The 17,321-nt window shown below is 60.6% G+C and carries 5 protein-coding genes, 3 rRNA genes and 1 pseudogene; 2 read left to right on the top strand and 7 right to left on the bottom strand.

The window, feature by feature from the left end; genetic code table 11:
- Positions 1–35 precede the first annotated feature (35 nt).
- Together F8G81_RS04445 and F8G81_RS04440 are read left to right on the top strand one after the other, a co-directional pair.
- Positions 36–1,766: a glycoside hydrolase family 13 protein gene (locus F8G81_RS04445; protein WP_267277807.1), complete on the top strand. Its 1,731-nt coding sequence runs from the start codon at positions 36–38 to the stop codon at positions 1,764–1,766.
- Complete coding sequence (locus F8G81_RS04440; RefSeq protein ID WP_267277806.1) at positions 1,766–2,851, top strand: LacI family DNA-binding transcriptional regulator; 1,086 nt, start codon at positions 1,766–1,768, stop codon at positions 2,849–2,851. Before F8G81_RS04445 ends, F8G81_RS04440 begins: the two co-directional genes overlap by 1 nt.
- Here the strand turns inward: F8G81_RS04440 and F8G81_RS04435 are convergent.
- From F8G81_RS04435 to F8G81_RS04405, 7 genes and pseudogenes are all read right to left on the bottom strand, one after another.
- Positions 2,848–3,364, bottom strand: a pseudogene (locus F8G81_RS04435) (hypothetical protein). The gene F8G81_RS04440 and the pseudogene F8G81_RS04435 overlap by 4 nt on opposite strands.
- Positions 3,365–3,626: 262 nt before the next feature.
- Positions 3,627–3,743, bottom strand: a 5S ribosomal RNA gene (gene rrf, locus F8G81_RS04430).
- Between the two features lie 220 nt (positions 3,744–3,963).
- Positions 3,964–7,104, bottom strand: a 23S ribosomal RNA gene (locus F8G81_RS04425).
- Between the two features lie 517 nt (positions 7,105–7,621).
- Positions 7,622–9,148, bottom strand: a 16S ribosomal RNA gene (locus F8G81_RS04420).
- The 16S, 23S and 5S rRNA genes sit together here, the layout of an rRNA operon.
- Positions 9,149–9,624: 476 nt before the next feature.
- Positions 9,625–13,299: a 1,4-alpha-glucan branching enzyme gene (locus tag F8G81_RS04415; protein ID WP_267277805.1), complete on the bottom strand. Its 3,675-nt coding sequence runs from the start codon at positions 13,297–13,299 to the stop codon at positions 9,625–9,627.
- 1 nt (position 13,300) lies between these two features.
- Positions 13,301–15,097, bottom strand: coding sequence for a maltose alpha-D-glucosyltransferase (gene treS / locus F8G81_RS04410; protein WP_267277804.1), 1,797 nt, complete (start codon positions 15,095–15,097; stop codon positions 13,301–13,303).
- Entirely contained in the window at positions 15,094–17,175 is a 2,082-nt protein-coding gene (locus tag F8G81_RS04405) for an alpha-1,4-glucan--maltose-1-phosphate maltosyltransferase (protein ID WP_267277803.1), read from the bottom strand. The genes treS and F8G81_RS04405 overlap by 4 nt, the downstream gene beginning before the upstream one ends.
- Between the last annotated feature and the right edge of the window lie 146 nt (positions 17,176–17,321).

The following is a 17,321-nucleotide window of genomic DNA, read 5'->3' as shown; positions in this document are numbered from 1 at the left end:
TCATTTTTACGGTACGAGTGCCTAAACTCTTCTCCATGTCCGTAGATACAGTGATCTCCGCCACAGCGCACCTGACGGGTCCGTTGACCCTCATCCACGACGCCGATACCGTCCCGGGCTGGTGGCGTTCCGCCGTCATCTACCAGGTCTACCCCCGGTCCTTCCGCGACCTTAACGGTGACGGCATCGGAGACATCCCTGGTATCACGGAGGAGCTTGCGCACCTCGCCGAGCTGAATGTGGACGCTGTCTGGCTGTCGCCCTTCTACCGCTCCCCCCAGAGGGACGCCGGTTACGACGTCAGCGACTACTGCGACGTTGATCCGATCTTCGGCACACTGGGTGATTTCGATGTCATGATGGCCGAGGCAAACCGGCTGGGCCTCCGGGTCATCGTGGATCTTGTACCCAATCACTGCTCTGACCAGCACGTGGCCTTCCAGGCCGCCCTCTCAGCCCCTGCAGGCAGCCCTGAGCGGGACATGTTCATCTTCCGCGACGGCAGCGGACATGACGGCAACGAACCGCCCAACAACTGGCAGTCCCACTTTGGCGGACCTGCATGGACGCGGGTCACTGGGCCCGACGGCCGGCCCGGCCAGTGGTACCTGCACCTCTTTGATTCCTCCCAGCCGGACTTCAACTGGGACAACCCGACCGTCCACGCGGAATTTGAACGGGTACTCCGCTTTTGGCTTGACCGCGGCGTTTCCGGCTTCCGGGTGGACGTTGCCCATGCCCTGGTCAAGGCTCCCGGACTCCCCGAGTGGGGCGGCCGCGCCGACGGCAGCAGCTCGCACGGCTTCCCGGGCCACGAGGCTCCGATGTTCGGCCAGCCCGCTTTGCACGATATCTACCGCTCCTGGCGTCTGATCCTTGACCAGTACGGGCCGGACCGCATCCTGTGTGCCGAGGCCAATGTGGATCCGCTGCCGCGCCTGGCGAACTGGGTCAAGCCAGACCAGATGCACCAGGCCTTTAACTTCCCGTTCCTGCATGCCGGGCTGGACGTGTACAGGCTCAGGTCCGTCATCACGGATTCGCTGACGGCCTTGGATGCCGTAGGAGCACCCAGCACCTGGGTGTTGTCCAACCACGACGTCGTACGGCACGCCTCGCGGTTTGGCTACAACGGCTCCGGACCGCGTGACGGCGACGGAATCGGGCCGGCGGATCCACAGCCCGATCTGGCGCTGGGACGCAGGCGGGCAGCAGCCGCCTCGACGTTTATGCTGGGGCTCCCCGGCGCCGCGTACCTCTACCAGGGTGAGGAGCTGGGCCTGCCGGACGGCATAGACATCCCCGAGGGGCTGCGGCAGGACCCCACGTTCGCCCGCACCGGTGGCGAACGGCTGGGCCGTGACGGCTGCCGGGTTCCACTCCCCTGGCGCGCGGCGGAGCGGCACGCCGGCTTCGGTTCCGGGCAGGATCCGTGGCTGCCCTTGCCGGCAAGCTTCACCGAACTGTCAAGGGACCTCCAGGCTGCCTCGCCGTCGTCGCATCTTTCGCTGTACAGGCGGACTTTGGCGCTCCGTCGGGAACTGGAGCTGGGCCGCGGATCCCTGGCCTGGGCTGAGGAATGGTGCACGGGCTCGTCACTGGCTTATGTGAACGGCGCTACGCTGGTGCTTATGAACCTGAACCACGAGCCCTTGGAAATGCCTGCAGGACACGTCCTGCTGCGCAGCGGAGAGCCTGACTTGGGTCATTACCTTGCCTCCGGCGAAACTGCCTGGCTGCGCATTGACGGGCGCGGCGCCGAGTAGTGGGACTTGCGGGGATCAAGGACGTCGCGGACCGCGCGGGGCTGTCAATTGCGACAGTTTCGCGCGCGCTCAGCGGCAAGGCCAATGTTTCGGCAAAAAGCCGGCAGCTCGCGCAGGCGGCCGCCGAAGAACTTGGCTTTGTTCCGTCCTACCATGCCTCCAGCCTTGCATCGGGGCGCAACCATAACGTCGGCTTGGTGGTTCCGTCCGTCCACCGCTGGTACTTCTCATCCGTCGTGGAGGGGGTGTCCGCGGCCCTGCTGGATGCCGGGTATGACCTGACCCTCTACAACGTGGGAGACCAGCCTGAACGGCGCCACAGCGTCCTGAACGACTTCCTGCTCCGAAAAAGGCTGGACGCGGTCATCGCCGTTGCTTTGGTACTCAGCGACGCCGAAATCCAGCAGCTGCTTGCCATCCACCGCCCCATCGTTGGTATTGGCGGGGCACTGACCGGCGCATCAACAATCAGGATCGACGACGCCGGCCTTTCCTTGATGGCCATGGAACACCTGCTCCGTTTGGGACACACCAAGATCGCGCATATGACCGGTTATGCCGAACTCAACCAGGACTTCAAGCTGCCGGGGATCCGCCAAACGGGCTTTGAGACAGCCATGAAGACCGCGGGGCTCCCCGTGCGGCCCGAGTGGCAGGTGGATGCGGACTTCACCATCCAGGGCGCCTACGCCAGTGCCCGCAGGCTCCTTGGTACGGCATCGGAGCGGCCAACCGCGGTGTTCGCGGCATCGGACGAGATGGCTATCGGCACGATTCTTGCAGCACGGGACTTCGGACTTCGGGTACCCCAGGACCTGTCAGTCATTGGCATGGACGGCCACGAACTCGGCGAAGTGTTTGGGCTGACCACCATCAACCAGGATGCCCGCGGACAGGGCGCGCTGGCCGCACGGATGCTGTTGGAAAGCCTTGATGCCAACGCGCAAACCGGGACAAGGCAGCCAGCCTCCCGGCAAGGCCTCAAGCAACGCGCCAAGCGCACGCCGGGAAGTCCAGACACAGTGGATCATGAATACCCCACCGAGTTTGTGATCAGGACCAGCACCGCGGTAGCGCCGGTTTAGGCTGGACCGTCTTCGCCCCCCTCAAGGCCCGTTCCACCCATAAAACGCACAAAGCGTCCCAGTACCTTTGGCCAGTCGGCCTCATATGAGGCACGCGTCCCTGAAGGGTCCTCAGCGCCCTCCCAGCCGTCGTGCACCAGGCGGACCTCTGTCCCCTCCGCAACGGCCCTGAAGGCCACACGCAACTCCGTGGACCACAGTGCCGTGGTTCCCGGATGCCATGAAGGGGAAGGACAGCGGCGGCTGCCAGTCATCAATGGTGCCCCAGATGGTGGTTCGTCCGTCATCGGCAGTCTCCAGGATGAGGTTTTCCTCGAACTCGACGTAAGAACCCGCGCCGTAGACGCCATGCGACTCCAGTGGCCACCACAGATGCGTGTGGTCGGTGAAGCCGGCAAAGGCCTGGGCAACCGGGCCTGGAACTGTCACAGTACAGATGACCGGGTCCAGGGAATCCCGGGATTCAGCGGTGCCCGGGATGGCGTCATCCGCGTGGCTGAAGAGGTTGTCCATGGACGTCAACTCTACCGGCGGGCCCAGCGGGCGGCTCAATCAAGCCAACCCTCTCTCAGGTCCTGCCGCTTTTGTGGCGACGCTCTCTCAGGTCCTGCCGGTTTTGTGGCGACGCTCTCTCACATCCTGCGGCTTTTGTTGCGACGCTCTCTCAGGTCCTGCCGCTTTTGTGGGGATGCTTTCTCAGGTGGGATGTGTGGGGTTTGGGTGTTTAAATGGGTCAGGCCCCGACAGTGTGTGTCGGGGCCTGAGCCTAATGATTGTCCGGCGGTGTCCTACTCTCCCACACCCTCCCGGGTGCAGTACCATCGGCGCTGTGGGTCTTAGCTTCCGGGTTCGGAATGGGACCGGGCGTTTCCCCCACGCTATGACCGCCGTAACCCTTGTACCCGTCCCCCGTGCTGGTGGGGGTGGGAAGTCTTTGTGGTTACAACGTGTTCTGCCGGTTAAGGCAGTTGTGGTGTTGTTATTTAGTTTTGTTCCTCAAGCAACGTTTGGTTTGTTGTTTGGGAACCACATAGTGGACGCAAGCAGTCTTGTTATCTTTTTACTTTCTTCGGGTGTGAACGTCTTTTGAATGCCGTTCACGAAGAAAGTGTGTGGTGTAAGTTATCGGCCTATTAGTACCGGTCAGCTTCACGAGTCGTTAGTCCTCGCTTCCACATCCGGCCTATCAACCCAGTGGTCTGGCTGGGGGCCTCTCACACACAAGGTGTATGGAAATCTCATCTCGAAGCGAGCTTCCCGCTTAGATGCTTTCAGCGGTTATCCCATCCGAACGTAGCTAATCAGCGGTGCACTTGGCAGTACAACTGACACACCAGAGGTTCGTCCGTCCCGGTCCTCTCGTACTAAGGACAGCCCTTCTCAAATTTCCTGCGCGCGCAGCGGATAGGGACCGAACTGTCTCACGACGTTCTAAACCCAGCTCGCGTACCGCTTTAATGGGCGAACAGCCCAACCCTTGGGACCTACTCCAGCCCCAGGATGCGACGAGCCGACATCGAGGTGCCAAACCATGCCGTCGATATGGACTCTTGGGCAAGATCAGCCTGTTATCCCCGAGGTACCTTTTATCCGTTGAGCGACGGCCATTCCACAATGTACCGCCGGATCACTAGTCCCGACTTTCGTCCCTGCTCGAGATGTCTCTCTCACAGTCAAGCTCCCTTGTGCACTTACACTCGACACCTGATTGCCAACCAGGCTGAGGGAACCTTTGGGCGCCTCCGTTACTTTTTAGGAGGCAACCGCCCCAGTTAAACTACCCATCAGGCACTGTCCCTGACCCGGATTACGGGCCGAAGTTAGATGTCCAAAGTGACCAGAGTGGTATTTCAACGATGACTCCACCCGAACTGGCGTCCGGGCTTCAACGTCTCCCACCTATCCTACACAAGCCACTCCGAACACCAATACCAAACTATAGTAAAGGTCTCGGGGTCTTTCCGTCCTGCTGCGCGTAACGAGCATCTTTACTCGTACTGCAATTTCGCCGAGTTTATGGTTGAGACAGCGGGGAAGTCGTTACTCCATTCGTGCAGGTCGGAACTTACCCGACAAGGAATTTCGCTACCTTAGGATGGTTATAGTTACCACCGCCGTTTACTGGGGCTTGAATTCTCAGCTTCGCCGTGAGGCTAACCGGTCCTCTTAACCTTCCAGCACCGGGCAGGAGTCAGTCCGTATACATCGTCTTGCGACTTCGCACGGACCTGTGTTTTTAGTAAACAGTCGCTTCCCCCTGGTCTCTGCGGCCCCGATCCCCTCCCGGTCGCTAGTACCGTTCAAGGTTGGGGCCCCCCTTCTCCCGAAGTTACGGGGGCATTTTGCCGAGTTCCTTAACCATAATTCTCTCGATCGCCTTAGTATTCTCTACCTGATCACCTGTGTCGGTTTGGGGTACGGGCGGCTAAAACCTCGCGTCGATGCTTTTCTCGGCAGCATAGGATCACCAAATCCCCCCGTGAGGGGGGTCCCATCAGATCTCAGGCATCATGAACAGCGGATTTGCCTACCGTTCGCCCTACATCCTTAGACCGGGACAACCATCGCCCGGCTTGGCTACCTTCCTGCGTCACACCTGTTAATACGCTTACCTCCCAGGATCAGGTCCCGCGCTCCACCAAAACCCACGTCACCACAAGGGTGGGCGGGCAGGTTTCGGGCAGTTAGTATCCCCTGTTCAGCATGGACGGTTTTTCGCCGGTACGGGAATATCAACCCGTTGTCCATCGACTACGCCTGTCGGCCTCGCCTTAGGTCCCGACTTACCCAGGGCAGATTAGCTTGACCCTGGAACCCTTGATCATTCGGCGGACGGGTTTCTCACCCGTCTTTCGCTACTCATGCCTGCATTCTCACTCGTGTAGGCTCCACCGCTGGTTTACACCGCGACTTCACTGCCCACACGACGCTCCCCTACCCATCCAGACGCCTGAACCACAAGGGCTTAGCTAATATCTGAATGCCACAACTTCGGCGGTGTACTTGAGCCCCGCTACATTGTCGGCGCGGAATCACTTGACCAGTGAGCTATTACGCACTCTTTTAAGGATGGCTGCTTCTAAGCCAACCTCCTGGTTGTCTTCGCAACTCCACATCCTTTCCCACTTAGCACACGCTTAGGGGCCTTAGTTGGTGGTCTGGGCTGTTTCCCTCTCGACTATGAAGCTTATCCCCCACAGTCTCACTGCTGCGCTCTCACTTACCGGCATTCGGAGTTTGGCTGACGTCAGTAACCTTGTAGGGCCCATTAGCCATCCAGTAGCTCTACCTCCGGTAAGAAACACGCAACGCTGCACCTAAATGCATTTCGGGGAGAACCAGCTATCACGAAGTTTGATTGGCCTTTCACCCCTACCCACAGCTCATCCCCTCCATTTTCAACTGAAGTGGGTTCGGTCCTCCACGACGTCTTACCGTCGCTTCAACCTGGCCATGGGTAGATCACTTCGCTTCGGGTCTAGATCACGCCACTGCAACGCCCTATTCAGACTCGCTTTCGCTACGGCTTCCCCACACGGGTTAACCTCGCGACGTAACACTAACTCGCAGGCTCATTCTTCAAAAGGCACGCCGTCACAGCTACTATGCACACAAGGTGCGGCTGCTCCGACGGATTGTAAGCACACGGTTTCAGGTACTGTTTCACTCCCCTCCCGGGGTACTTTTCACCTTTCCCTCACGGTACTGGTCCGCTATCGGTCATTAGGGAGTATTTAGGCTTATCAGGTGGTCCTGACAGATTCGCACGGGATTTCTCGGGCCCCGTGCTACTTGGGATACTCTCCAGGCGGTACAAAACATTTCGGTTACGGGGCTCCCACCCTCTCTGGCCGGCCTTTCAAGACCGTTCACCTATGCCTGCACATCACACCCCACTGTCCCGGCAGAGACAGAACGGAAAGTCCCACAACCCCGACCATGCAACGCCCGCCGGCTATCACACATGGAACGGTTTAGCCTGATCCGCTTTCGCTCGCCACTACTCACGGAATCACTATTGTTTTCTCTTCCTGCGGGTACTGAGATGTTTCACTTCCCCGCGTTCCCTCCACGCACCCTATGTGTTCAGATGCGGGTCACCAGATCACTCGCGCGTCTGGCGGGGTTTCCCCATTCGGACACCCTGGGATCACAGTCCGGTTATCGACTCCCCCAGGCTTATCGCAGATTCCTACGTCCTTCTTCGGCTCCTAATGCCAAGGCATCCACCGTGTGCTCTTAAAAACTTGACCACAAAAGATCAATCAGTAATTTTCGAGAGAACCACGAAAACCAACCACACCCCAACACCCACGAAGGGCATCAACAGCGCAGCCAGATCCAGGTTCATATTCTTGGAAATTGCTTCTTATAAAAGATGCTCGCGTCCACTATGTAGTTCTCAAACAACAACCCCAAACCACACACCCCACACACACAACCCTCCAAAAGAAGATCAAAACCGTGTGATCGGTGCAGCCAGGAAACCAGAAACAAACAAACCCGGAACCCTCCCTCACAGAAGAACCCCGGCCCTGTTGCCTCAGGACCCAACAGTGTGCCAAACACTAAACCACCCAAACCACACCCCACCGTTCCAGGACACACAAGGCATCCGTACTAGACAAGGCATAAACCAGGCAGCCGCTATTTGTTGATATTCCACCCATGAGCACCCGCCGCAGAACTTGCGTCTGCGCAACGGGCATATACTCCTGACAAACCCCCACCAACGCATACACGCAGCAGTGGTTTGTAGGTGCTCCTTAGAAAGGAGGTGATCCAGCCGCACCTTCCGGTACGGCTACCTTGTTACGACTTAGTCCCAATCGCCAGTCCCACCTTCGACAGCTCCCTCCCACAAGGGGTTAGGCCACCGGCTTCGGGTGTTACCAACTTTCGTGACTTGACGGGCGGTGTGTACAAGGCCCGGGAACGTATTCACCGCAGCGTTGCTGATCTGCGATTACTAGCGACTCCGACTTCATGGGGTCGAGTTGCAGACCCCAATCCGAACTGAGACCGGCTTTTTGGGATTAGCTCCACCTCACAGTATCGCAACCCTTTGTACCGGCCATTGTAGCATGCGTGAAGCCCAAGACATAAGGGGCATGATGATTTGACGTCGTCCCCACCTTCCTCCGAGTTGACCCCGGCAGTCTCCTATGAGTCCCCGCCATAACGCGCTGGCAACATAGAACGAGGGTTGCGCTCGTTGCGGGACTTAACCCAACATCTCACGACACGAGCTGACGACAACCATGCACCACCTGTGAACCGGCCCCAAAGGGGAAACCACATTTCTGCGGCGATCCAGTCCATGTCAAGCCTTGGTAAGGTTCTTCGCGTTGCATCGAATTAATCCGCATGCTCCGCCGCTTGTGCGGGCCCCCGTCAATTCCTTTGAGTTTTAGCCTTGCGGCCGTACTCCCCAGGCGGGGCACTTAATGCGTTAGCTACGGCGCGGAAAACGTGGAATGTCCCCCACACCTAGTGCCCAACGTTTACGGCATGGACTACCAGGGTATCTAATCCTGTTCGCTCCCCATGCTTTCGCTCCTCAGCGTCAGTTAATGCCCAGAGACCTGCCTTCGCCATCGGTGTTCCTCCTGATATCTGCGCATTTCACCGCTACACCAGGAATTCCAGTCTCCCCTACATCACTCTAGTCTGCCCGTACCCACCGCAGATCCGGAGTTGAGCCCCGGACTTTCACGGCAGACGCGACAAACCGCCTACGAGCTCTTTACGCCCAATAATTCCGGATAACGCTTGCGCCCTACGTATTACCGCGGCTGCTGGCACGTAGTTAGCCGGCGCTTCTTCTGCAGGTACCGTCACTTTCGCTTCTTCCCTACTGAAAGAGGTTTACAACCCGAAGGCCGTCATCCCTCACGCGGCGTCGCTGCATCAGGCTTTCGCCCATTGTGCAATATTCCCCACTGCTGCCTCCCGTAGGAGTCTGGGCCGTGTCTCAGTCCCAGTGTGGCCGGTCACCCTCTCAGGCCGGCTACCCGTCGTCGCCTTGGTGAGCCATTACCTCACCAACAAGCTGATAGGCCGCGAGTCCATCCAAAACCACAATAAAGCTTTCCACCCCCCACCATGCGATGAGGAGTCATATCCGGTATTAGACCCAGTTTCCCAGGCTTATCCCAGAGTTAAGGGCAGGTTACTCACGTGTTACTCACCCGTTCGCCACTAATCCCCGATGCAAGCACCGGATCATCGTTCGACTTGCATGTGTTAAGCACGCCGCCAGCGTTCATCCTGAGCCAGGATCAAACTCTCCGTTGAAGTAAAACAAAAACAGACACAACCACCAACCCCGGGAAAACGGGATAAAACGGCTGCACAAAATTTGAAACCAGCTGTAAAAACCAAACCAACCACGGGGTGGCGGTCCGGCAAATTCAACCAATTCATATAAAATAAACCGGTATCAACAAACTTGGCACACTATTGAGTTCTCAAACAACAGACACACCCGGCACCACCACAACCCCTCAAGGGCCGCGGATCGCTCCGGAGCAACTTTTCAAACTTACCCGCTAGCTTCACCCTAGTCAAATCGGCGTTCCTGACCCTGTGTTGCCATTGGCATCTGGGTCACCTTCACCGACTGACTCCGGGGAGCAGCGCGGAAATAAACTCTACCACCACTTTGCATCGATGGCTAACCGGCCCCAGAACGGGGTCCTTGCCAGGCCCCGAAGGACACGAAAAAGCCCGGAACCACAACGGTTCCGGGCTTCTTCTGTCGGCGGCTTTTGCTACTTGACCGCGGGGCCGGCTGGCTTGAAGTACGCTGCGCCCAGTGGCGGCAACGTCACGGTCAGGGTTGCGGGCTGGCCATCGAGTCCCTTCGGGAGTGCGGTGAGGCTTCCGCTATTCAGCACACCGGATCCGCCGTACTCAGATGAATCGGTGTTGAGAACTTCCGTCCAGGCGCCGTCCTGCGGCACGCCCAACGGGTAACCGACGTGCGGGCCCCCGGAGAAGTTCACAGCGCAAACCAGCGGATTGCCTTCAGTGTCCCAGCGAACAAACGTCAGGACGTTCCGGTCAGCATCGCCGCCGTTGATCCACTGAAAGCCTCCGGGCTCGTTATCCCGCGAATACAGCGCAGGCGTCGAGCTGTACAGCTCGTTCAGATCCTTGGTGAGCAGCTGCATTCCGCGGTGGGCGGGAATGTCAGCAAGCCACCAGTCCAGGCCGTGCTGCTCTGACCACTCAGCTTCCTGCCCAAATTCGGTGCCCATAAAGATAAGCTGCTTGCCCGGGTGTGCCCATTGGTATGCCAGGAAGGCCCGCAGGTTGGCAAGCTGCTGCCAGCGGTCACCGGGCATCTTGCGGAGCATGGAGCCCTTGCCGTGCACTACTTCATCGTGGCTGATGGGCAGCAGGAAGTTTTCGGTGAACGCGTAGACCATGGAAAACGTGATGGTGCCGTGGTGCCACTTGCGGTTGACGGGGTCCTCGGAGGCGTACTTGAGGGAGTCATGCATCCAGCCCATGTTCCACTTCAGGCCAAAGCCCAGGCCGCCATGGCTGGTTGGTGCCGTCACTCCGGGGAACGCTGTGGATTCCTCAGCGATCATCACCGCGCCAGGGTGGGTCTTGTAGACCGTGGCGTTCACTTCCTGGAGGAAGGAAATGGCTTCCAGGTTTTCTCGTCCGCCGAAGCGGTTGGGTGACCATTGGCCGTCTTCCCGGGAGTAGTCCAGGTAGAGCATGGAGGCGACGGCGTCCACTCGGAGCCCGTCGATGTGGAATTCATCAAGCCAGTAGAGCGCGTTGGAAACCAGGAAGTTGCGGACTTCGGTCCGGCCGAAGTCGAAGATCAGCGTGCCCCAGTCCGGGTGCTCGCCCAGGTTCGGATCCGCATGCTCGTACAGCGGCTCGCCGTCGAACTGCGCCAGCGCCCAGGCATCCTTCGGGAAGTGCGCGGGGACCCAGTCCAGAAGCACACCGATGCCGGCCTGGTGCAGGGTGTCCACGAGGAAACGGAACTCATCCGGGTGGCCGAACCTCGACGTCGGGGCGAAGTAGGAGGTGACCTGGTAGCCCCAGGAACCACCGAACGGATGCTCGGCCACGGGCATGAACTCAACGTGGGTGAATCCCAGCCATTTGACGTAGTCCACCAGCTCTTTGGCCAGCTCACGGTAGCCGAGTCCCAGCCGCCACGAGCCCAGGTGGACTTCGTAAACACTCATGGGAGAGTTGTGCGGATCCCGCTGTGCCCGCGCCTCCATCCATTCGTCGTCCTTGAAAACGTAGGACGGTTCCACCACCCGGGACGCAGTCAGGGGAGGGACCTCTGTGCCAAATGCAAGAGGATCCGCCTTTTCGACCCAGTAGCCGCCCTTGGTCTTGATCTCGAATTTGTAGCACGCCCCTGCTAAAACACCTGGCAGGAAGACTTCCCACACCCCTGAGGAGCCCAGGGAACGGAGCGAATGCTCACGGCCGTCCCAGGCATTGAAGTCGCCCTTGACACGCACAGCCTGGGCGTTGGGTGCCCAGACGGCAAAGGACACGCCGTCGACGTCCCCCAGTGAGGACTTGTAGTGCTGGACATGCGCACCCAGCACCTCCCACAGTTTCTCGTGCCTGCCCTCTCCGATCAGGTGCAGATCCACTTCACCCACGGTGGGCAGGTAGCGGTAGGGCTCGTCCACCACCACTGGCTCGGCACCCGGGTAGGTTACTTCCAGCCGGTAATCGGGAACATGGCCCGGCTGCAGTGGCTCAAGCACTGCAGCCCAGACCCCGTGTGCCTCGTGCGTCATGGGTACGGAACCAGCGGCGGTGACGACGGACACGGACGCAGCAAGGTGCTTCACGGTCCGGATGGTCACGTGGCCGTGGTCGTCCAGATGCGCACCCAGGACGGAGTGCGGCGCGTGATGCTCACCGTTCGCCACCTGGCCGAGGGTATCTGGGTTCACGTGAAGCGGCGCATGCGGCCGATCAGTACGTGCTGAGCCTGTCATTTCGTTACCTTCCGATGCCGCCCCGGCCTGTTCGCCGGAGCCTTTACCGCTGAGGAGCCGTCTGGAGGAGTTCACTGGAATCGCCAGCCAGTCAGGTCTGTTCCGCAACTCATAAACAACTTCGTAGAGCGCCTTGTCCAGCCACAATGCCACAAAGAGCGGCGAGTTGCGGTCGATGGTGCCGGGTGTGACCCCTGTATAGCCGGCTATGAAGGCGTCGGCGCAATCATCCACCCACGTCTCCACGATGTGTGCTCCCTGGTACTCGCGTTCTGCCGCCCCGGCCGCGTAGTCAAACGAGCGCAGCATGCCCACGACGTCGCGGAGCGGAACGTCGGGGAGGTTGCGTTCGGCGATGGGCCGCAGCGGTTCACCTTCAAAGTCCAGGATGGCCCAGCGTTCAGGATCGTCGCCGTGCCCGGGAACCTGCAGGATCTGGCCAAGGTGGAGATCGCCATGGATCCGCTGCAGCGGACCGGCCGGCACGCCGTCGAGCTCGGTGAGCAGTGCCCTGAGCTCCTGGTCATAGGGCCCAACGGCGGCACCGGCTTCCGCCCATGCCTGCCGGACCCGCTGGGCTACTGCGGGAGCGATAATCTCCCCTGGCTCTGATTCCTTGGAGGTACCCAGGGCATCGGCGAGCCTGCGATGGACCGTGGCCGTAGCCGCCCCGAGGGCGTGCGCTTCAGCCGTAAAGTCGGTGCCTGTCCGGGCCGCATCAACCGCCAGGCGCCACGCGTCCCGGCCGCCGGCCAGGAATTCATGGGCGACTGCCAGTTCACCTTGTCCCTGATGGGCGTCCGTAGTCGGGCTGGCCACCTGCCATGCGCTGCTGACCCAACCGAGCGTGGCGGGAACTTCGGACGTGCCTGCGGCGGTGAGGGCAGCCCCCACTTCCACTTCCGGGTTCGTGCCCTCCGAGAGCACGCGGAAGAATTTCACAATGGCGGCGGACTCGCCGTCATCAACGATGACGGAGCTGTTGGATTGCTCTCCGGACAGGACCTTGACCATTCCATGGGCGGTGGGCAGACGATGGTCCGAAGGTACCCGGTGGCCCTTAACCGTGCCGGAGCCGCTTCCGGTGCGGATCAGTTCCAGCCAGGCGGAAACAAAGGCCGGGTCGTGGACGCCGTCATAGATCCATGCCGGCCGGGCGCCGCCGGATTCGGCCTGGCCGACCAGTGCCCGCTCGCTCCCGGCCAGCGGCGCACTCCGGTAGCTGAGGGGGACCTGGACAACGTCGGTGCGGCTCCCGCCGTCGGCCGTCCGCGACGTCACCGCCAGCAGGAAGACCTCCAGGTGAACCTTCCTGGCGGGATCTTCCAGGTTCAGGCCACCCGCCATTTCGAGCGTGAAATCGGCTGACTTGACCGGGAACCAGCGCTGCCGCGGCAACCATTCCCGAAGGACTGCGCCCAGTTCAGGGGTGAGGGTTGGCTGGTTCATATCAGTTCTCGATGGACAGGATAGGCATCGCCTGGGTGTAGGGCGAGGCCGGGTTGGATGCCGCCGACCGGACGCGAAGCCAGAAGAAATCATGGCTTCCCAAGGTCAGCGTCAGCGTGCCGTCGTCGTCGATGCCGGGGAAAGGCTGCCCGCCGAACACGTCACGGAGCCCGCGGCCGGCAAATTGCGGAACCCGCAGCCGGGCCGCCACCGGGTGCTGGGAAAGGTTGAACGCGCACAGGATGGACTCTCCGTCCACCCCCGCCGTGTTGTCATCGGACAGCTCACGGATGTATGCCAGTACCGCGTCGTGATCTGCCTCCACGTGCTTGAAGCTCCCCAGGCCGAAGGCCGGGTGGTTCTTGCGGACGCTGAGGATCTGCCTGGTCCAGCGGAGCAGGGAACCCGAATGGGCCGCCTCCGCCTCGACGTTGGCCATGCTGTAGTTGTACACAAGCGACTGGATGACCGGAAGGTACAGCTTGCCTGGATCCGCGTCGGAGAAGCCGGCGTTACGGTCCGGATTCCACTGCATGGGAGTACGTACGGCGTCGCGGTCTTCAAGCCAAATGTTGTCCCCCATGCCGATCTCGTCCCCGTAGTACAGGAACGGGCTCCCCGGGAGCGAGAGCAGCAGGGCGTGGATGAGTTCGATCTCGGCCCTGGAATTGTCCAGCAGGGGCGCCAACCGGCGGCGGATGCCGATGTTGGCCCGCATCCGGGGATCGGGTGCATACCAGCCGAGCATCGCGGCACGCTCGTCCGCCGTGACCATTTCGAGCGTCAGTTCGTCATGGTTCCGCAGGAAGGTCCCCCACTGCGCCCCCTCCGGAATCTCCGGGGTGTCATGCATCGTTTCGATGATCGGGGCGGCCTTCTGGTCACGCAGAGCGTAGTAGAGACGCGGCATGATGGGGAAGTGGAAGGCCATATGGCATTCCGGCTCGGTCTCAGTCCCGAAGTACTCCACCACCTCGTTGGGCGGCTGGTTGGCCTCGGCGATGATGACGCGGCCCGGGTAGCTCTCGTCCACCATGGTCCGCAGCTTGCGAAGGAAGTCATGGGTGGCGGGAAGGTTTTCGCAGTTGGTCCCTTCCTCCTCGAAGAGGTAAGGGATGGCGTCCGCGCGGAAACCATCGATGCCCTGGTCCAGCCAGAACCTGACAACGTCAAAGAGCGCGTCGATGACCTTGGGGTTCTCAAAGTTCAAATCAGGCTGGTGGCTGAAGAAGCGGTGCCAGAAGAACTGGCGACGGATGGGATCGAAACTCCAGTTTGATTCTTCGGTGTCCACGAAGATGATGCGGGCGTCCTGGTACTTCTCGTCGGTGTCGCTCCACACATAGAAATCACCGAAGGGGCCATCGGGGTCCTTGCGGGATTCCTGGAACCAGGGGTGCTGGTCCGACGTGTGGTTCAGCGGGAGGTCGATGATGACCCGGACGCCGCGCGCATGGGCTTCGGCCACGAGGCGCTTGAAGTCCGTGATGGTGCCGAACTCATCGAGCACGGAGTTGTAGTCGGAGATGTCATATCCGCCGTCGCGCAGCGGTGACTGGAAAAACGGCGGCAGCCACAGGCAGTCCACCCCCAGCCACTGCAGGTAGTCCAGCCTGTCGATGAGTCCGTGGAAGTCGCCTGAACCGTCACCGTTGGCGTCCGCAAAGGCTCTCACGAGCACCTCGTAGAACACTGCCTTCCGATACCACAAAGGGTCATGTTGGAGGCCCGGCGCGTTCAGCTCAAACGTGCTCTTGGGGGTGAAATGCTGGCTGGATCCCTGCGGGTTAAAACTCACTGATGAATTCTCCTCACTCTCAGGATGTGTGCGGGTTCAACGTGTGCGTCCAGGCGGACATAGTTGTATTCTCCCCATTCCCAGGATTCACCCGAGATCAGGTCGTCCACCCAGAAGCCGCCATTGTGCGAGAGGTCCTTCGGGTCAAGTTCAAGCGCGGGAAGGTCCAGCGAAACGGTGCTCTCCCTGGTCCCGTGCGGATCGACATTGACCACCACGATGATGGTGTCCTTGGTGCCGTCTGCGAGGGTCTTGTGCTTGGAGTAGACGATGGTGGCGTCATCAGTGCTCTGGTGCACCGTGAGGTTCTGGAGATCCTGCAGCGCCGGATGCGCGTGCCTGATCTCGTTGAGCCTGGTGATGTAGGGCGCCAGGGAGCGGCCGGACGCTTCGGCGGCATCCCAATCGCGGGCCTTGTACTCAAACTTTTCGTTGTCGATGTATTCCTCGGCACCCGGGCGGGCCACGTGCTCATACAGCTCGTAGCCTGCATAGACGCCCCACAGCGGGCTGGCGGTTGCCGCCAGCGCTGCCCGGATCTTGAACGCGGGCGGTCCGCCGAACTGCAGGTATTCAGTCAGGATGTCCGGGGTGTTCACAAAGAAGTTGGGCCTGAAGTAGGCCGGGGATTCGTGGCTGACCTCCGTGAAGTACGCCTCCAGCTCCTTCTTGGTGTTCCGCCACGTGAAGTAGGTGTAGGACTGCTGGAATCCGGCCCTGCCCAGGGCGTGCATCATGGCCGGGCGGGTGAAGGCCTCGGCAAGGAACACAACGCCGGGCGCCTTCTTGTTGACCTGCCCGATCAGCCATTCCCAGAACCACACGGGCTTGGTGTGCGGATTATCCACCCGGAAAATCTTCACGCCGTGGCTGACCCACAGCAGGACCACCCTCAGGATTTCCTTGGACAGGCCTTCGGGATCGTTGTCGAAATTAAGCGGATAAATATCCTGGTATTTCTTTGGCGGATTCTCCGCGTAGGCAATGCTTCCATCCACCCGGGTGGTAAACCATTCAGGGTGCGATTCCACCCAGGGGTGGTCCGGGGCCGCCTGGAGCGCGAGGTCCAGCGCAACTTCGAGCCCGAGTTGGTTGGCGTGGGCCACAAAGGCGTCAAAATCGTCGAAGCTTCCCAGATCGGGGTGGATGGCGTCGTGGCCGCCCTCCTTGGCGCCGATGGCCCAGGGTGAACCGGGATCGTTGGGGCCTGCGATCAGCGTGTTGTTGGGTCCCTTGCGGTGCTGAACACCGATGGGATGGATGGGAGGCATGTAGAGCACGTCAAAACCCATGGCCGCCACCGCCTCCAGGCGCTTCGCGGCGGTGCGGAAGTTGCCTGAGGTCCAGGTGCCTGTGACAGGGTCCCGGACAGCGCCCTCGGAGCGGGGGAAGAATTCGTACCAGGCACCGCGGCCGGCGAGGTCGCGCTCCACGAAGAGTGGGAAGCGCTCCGACACGGTGACCAATTCCCTGATGGGCTGACGGTTAACAAGGTCCGTGATTTCCGGACCGAATCCGGCAGCGAGCCGTTCCTCATCCGTCAGGGAGCCGTTGGCAAGCGTGGCGGCTGCCGCCCGCAGGGTGCGCCTGTCGGCGGCACTCCGGGAGGCGTCGTCGGCGGCTTCTGCGAGGAGCGATGAACCCTCGGCGAGCATCAGCTCGACGTCGATCCCGGCCCCCACCTTGACCTCGGCGTTGTGGTGCCAGGTCCCGTAGCGGTCGTGCCAGGCCTCGATGATGAATGACCAAGTTCCCGTGCCCGACGGCGTGAGGATGCCTTCCCAGCGGTCAGTCCCCATCCCGCGTTCCCCCTTGGGCGGGGCCAGCCGGACGCGCTGGCGCTCCTTGCCCCGGGGATCGAGAAGGACTGCGCTCACGCCCAGCTGGTCATGTCCCTCGCGGAAAGCGGTGGCGCCCACCACGATTCCTTCACCCGGCAAGGCCTTGGCGGGAAACTTTCCGCCTTCCACCACGGGCTGCACGTCCGTGATGGGAAAACGGCCAAACCGCAGGCCGTCAGTGATCCGGCCTTTCGGCTTTTGCTTTGATGCGGCAGTGGTTCCAGAGTTAGTCGTCACAGCCTCGACGTTAGCGAGAAATCAACCGGATTGCTAAGCCTGCTCTCTTTTTTCCACCGGCGATTCGACTTTTCCCCGGCGTTATCTGTCATTTACCTAAAAGAAAGCCAAACCGGTTCCAGCCGCCCATGTTGTCGGTTAGTGTG

The sequence above is a fragment of the Arthrobacter sp. CDRTa11 genome (genome assembly GCF_026427775.1).
Classification (GTDB): domain Bacteria; phylum Actinomycetota; class Actinomycetes; order Actinomycetales; family Micrococcaceae; genus Arthrobacter.
Note: the sequence above shows the minus strand (reverse complement) of the source record. Positions and strands in the feature narration are given on the sequence as shown.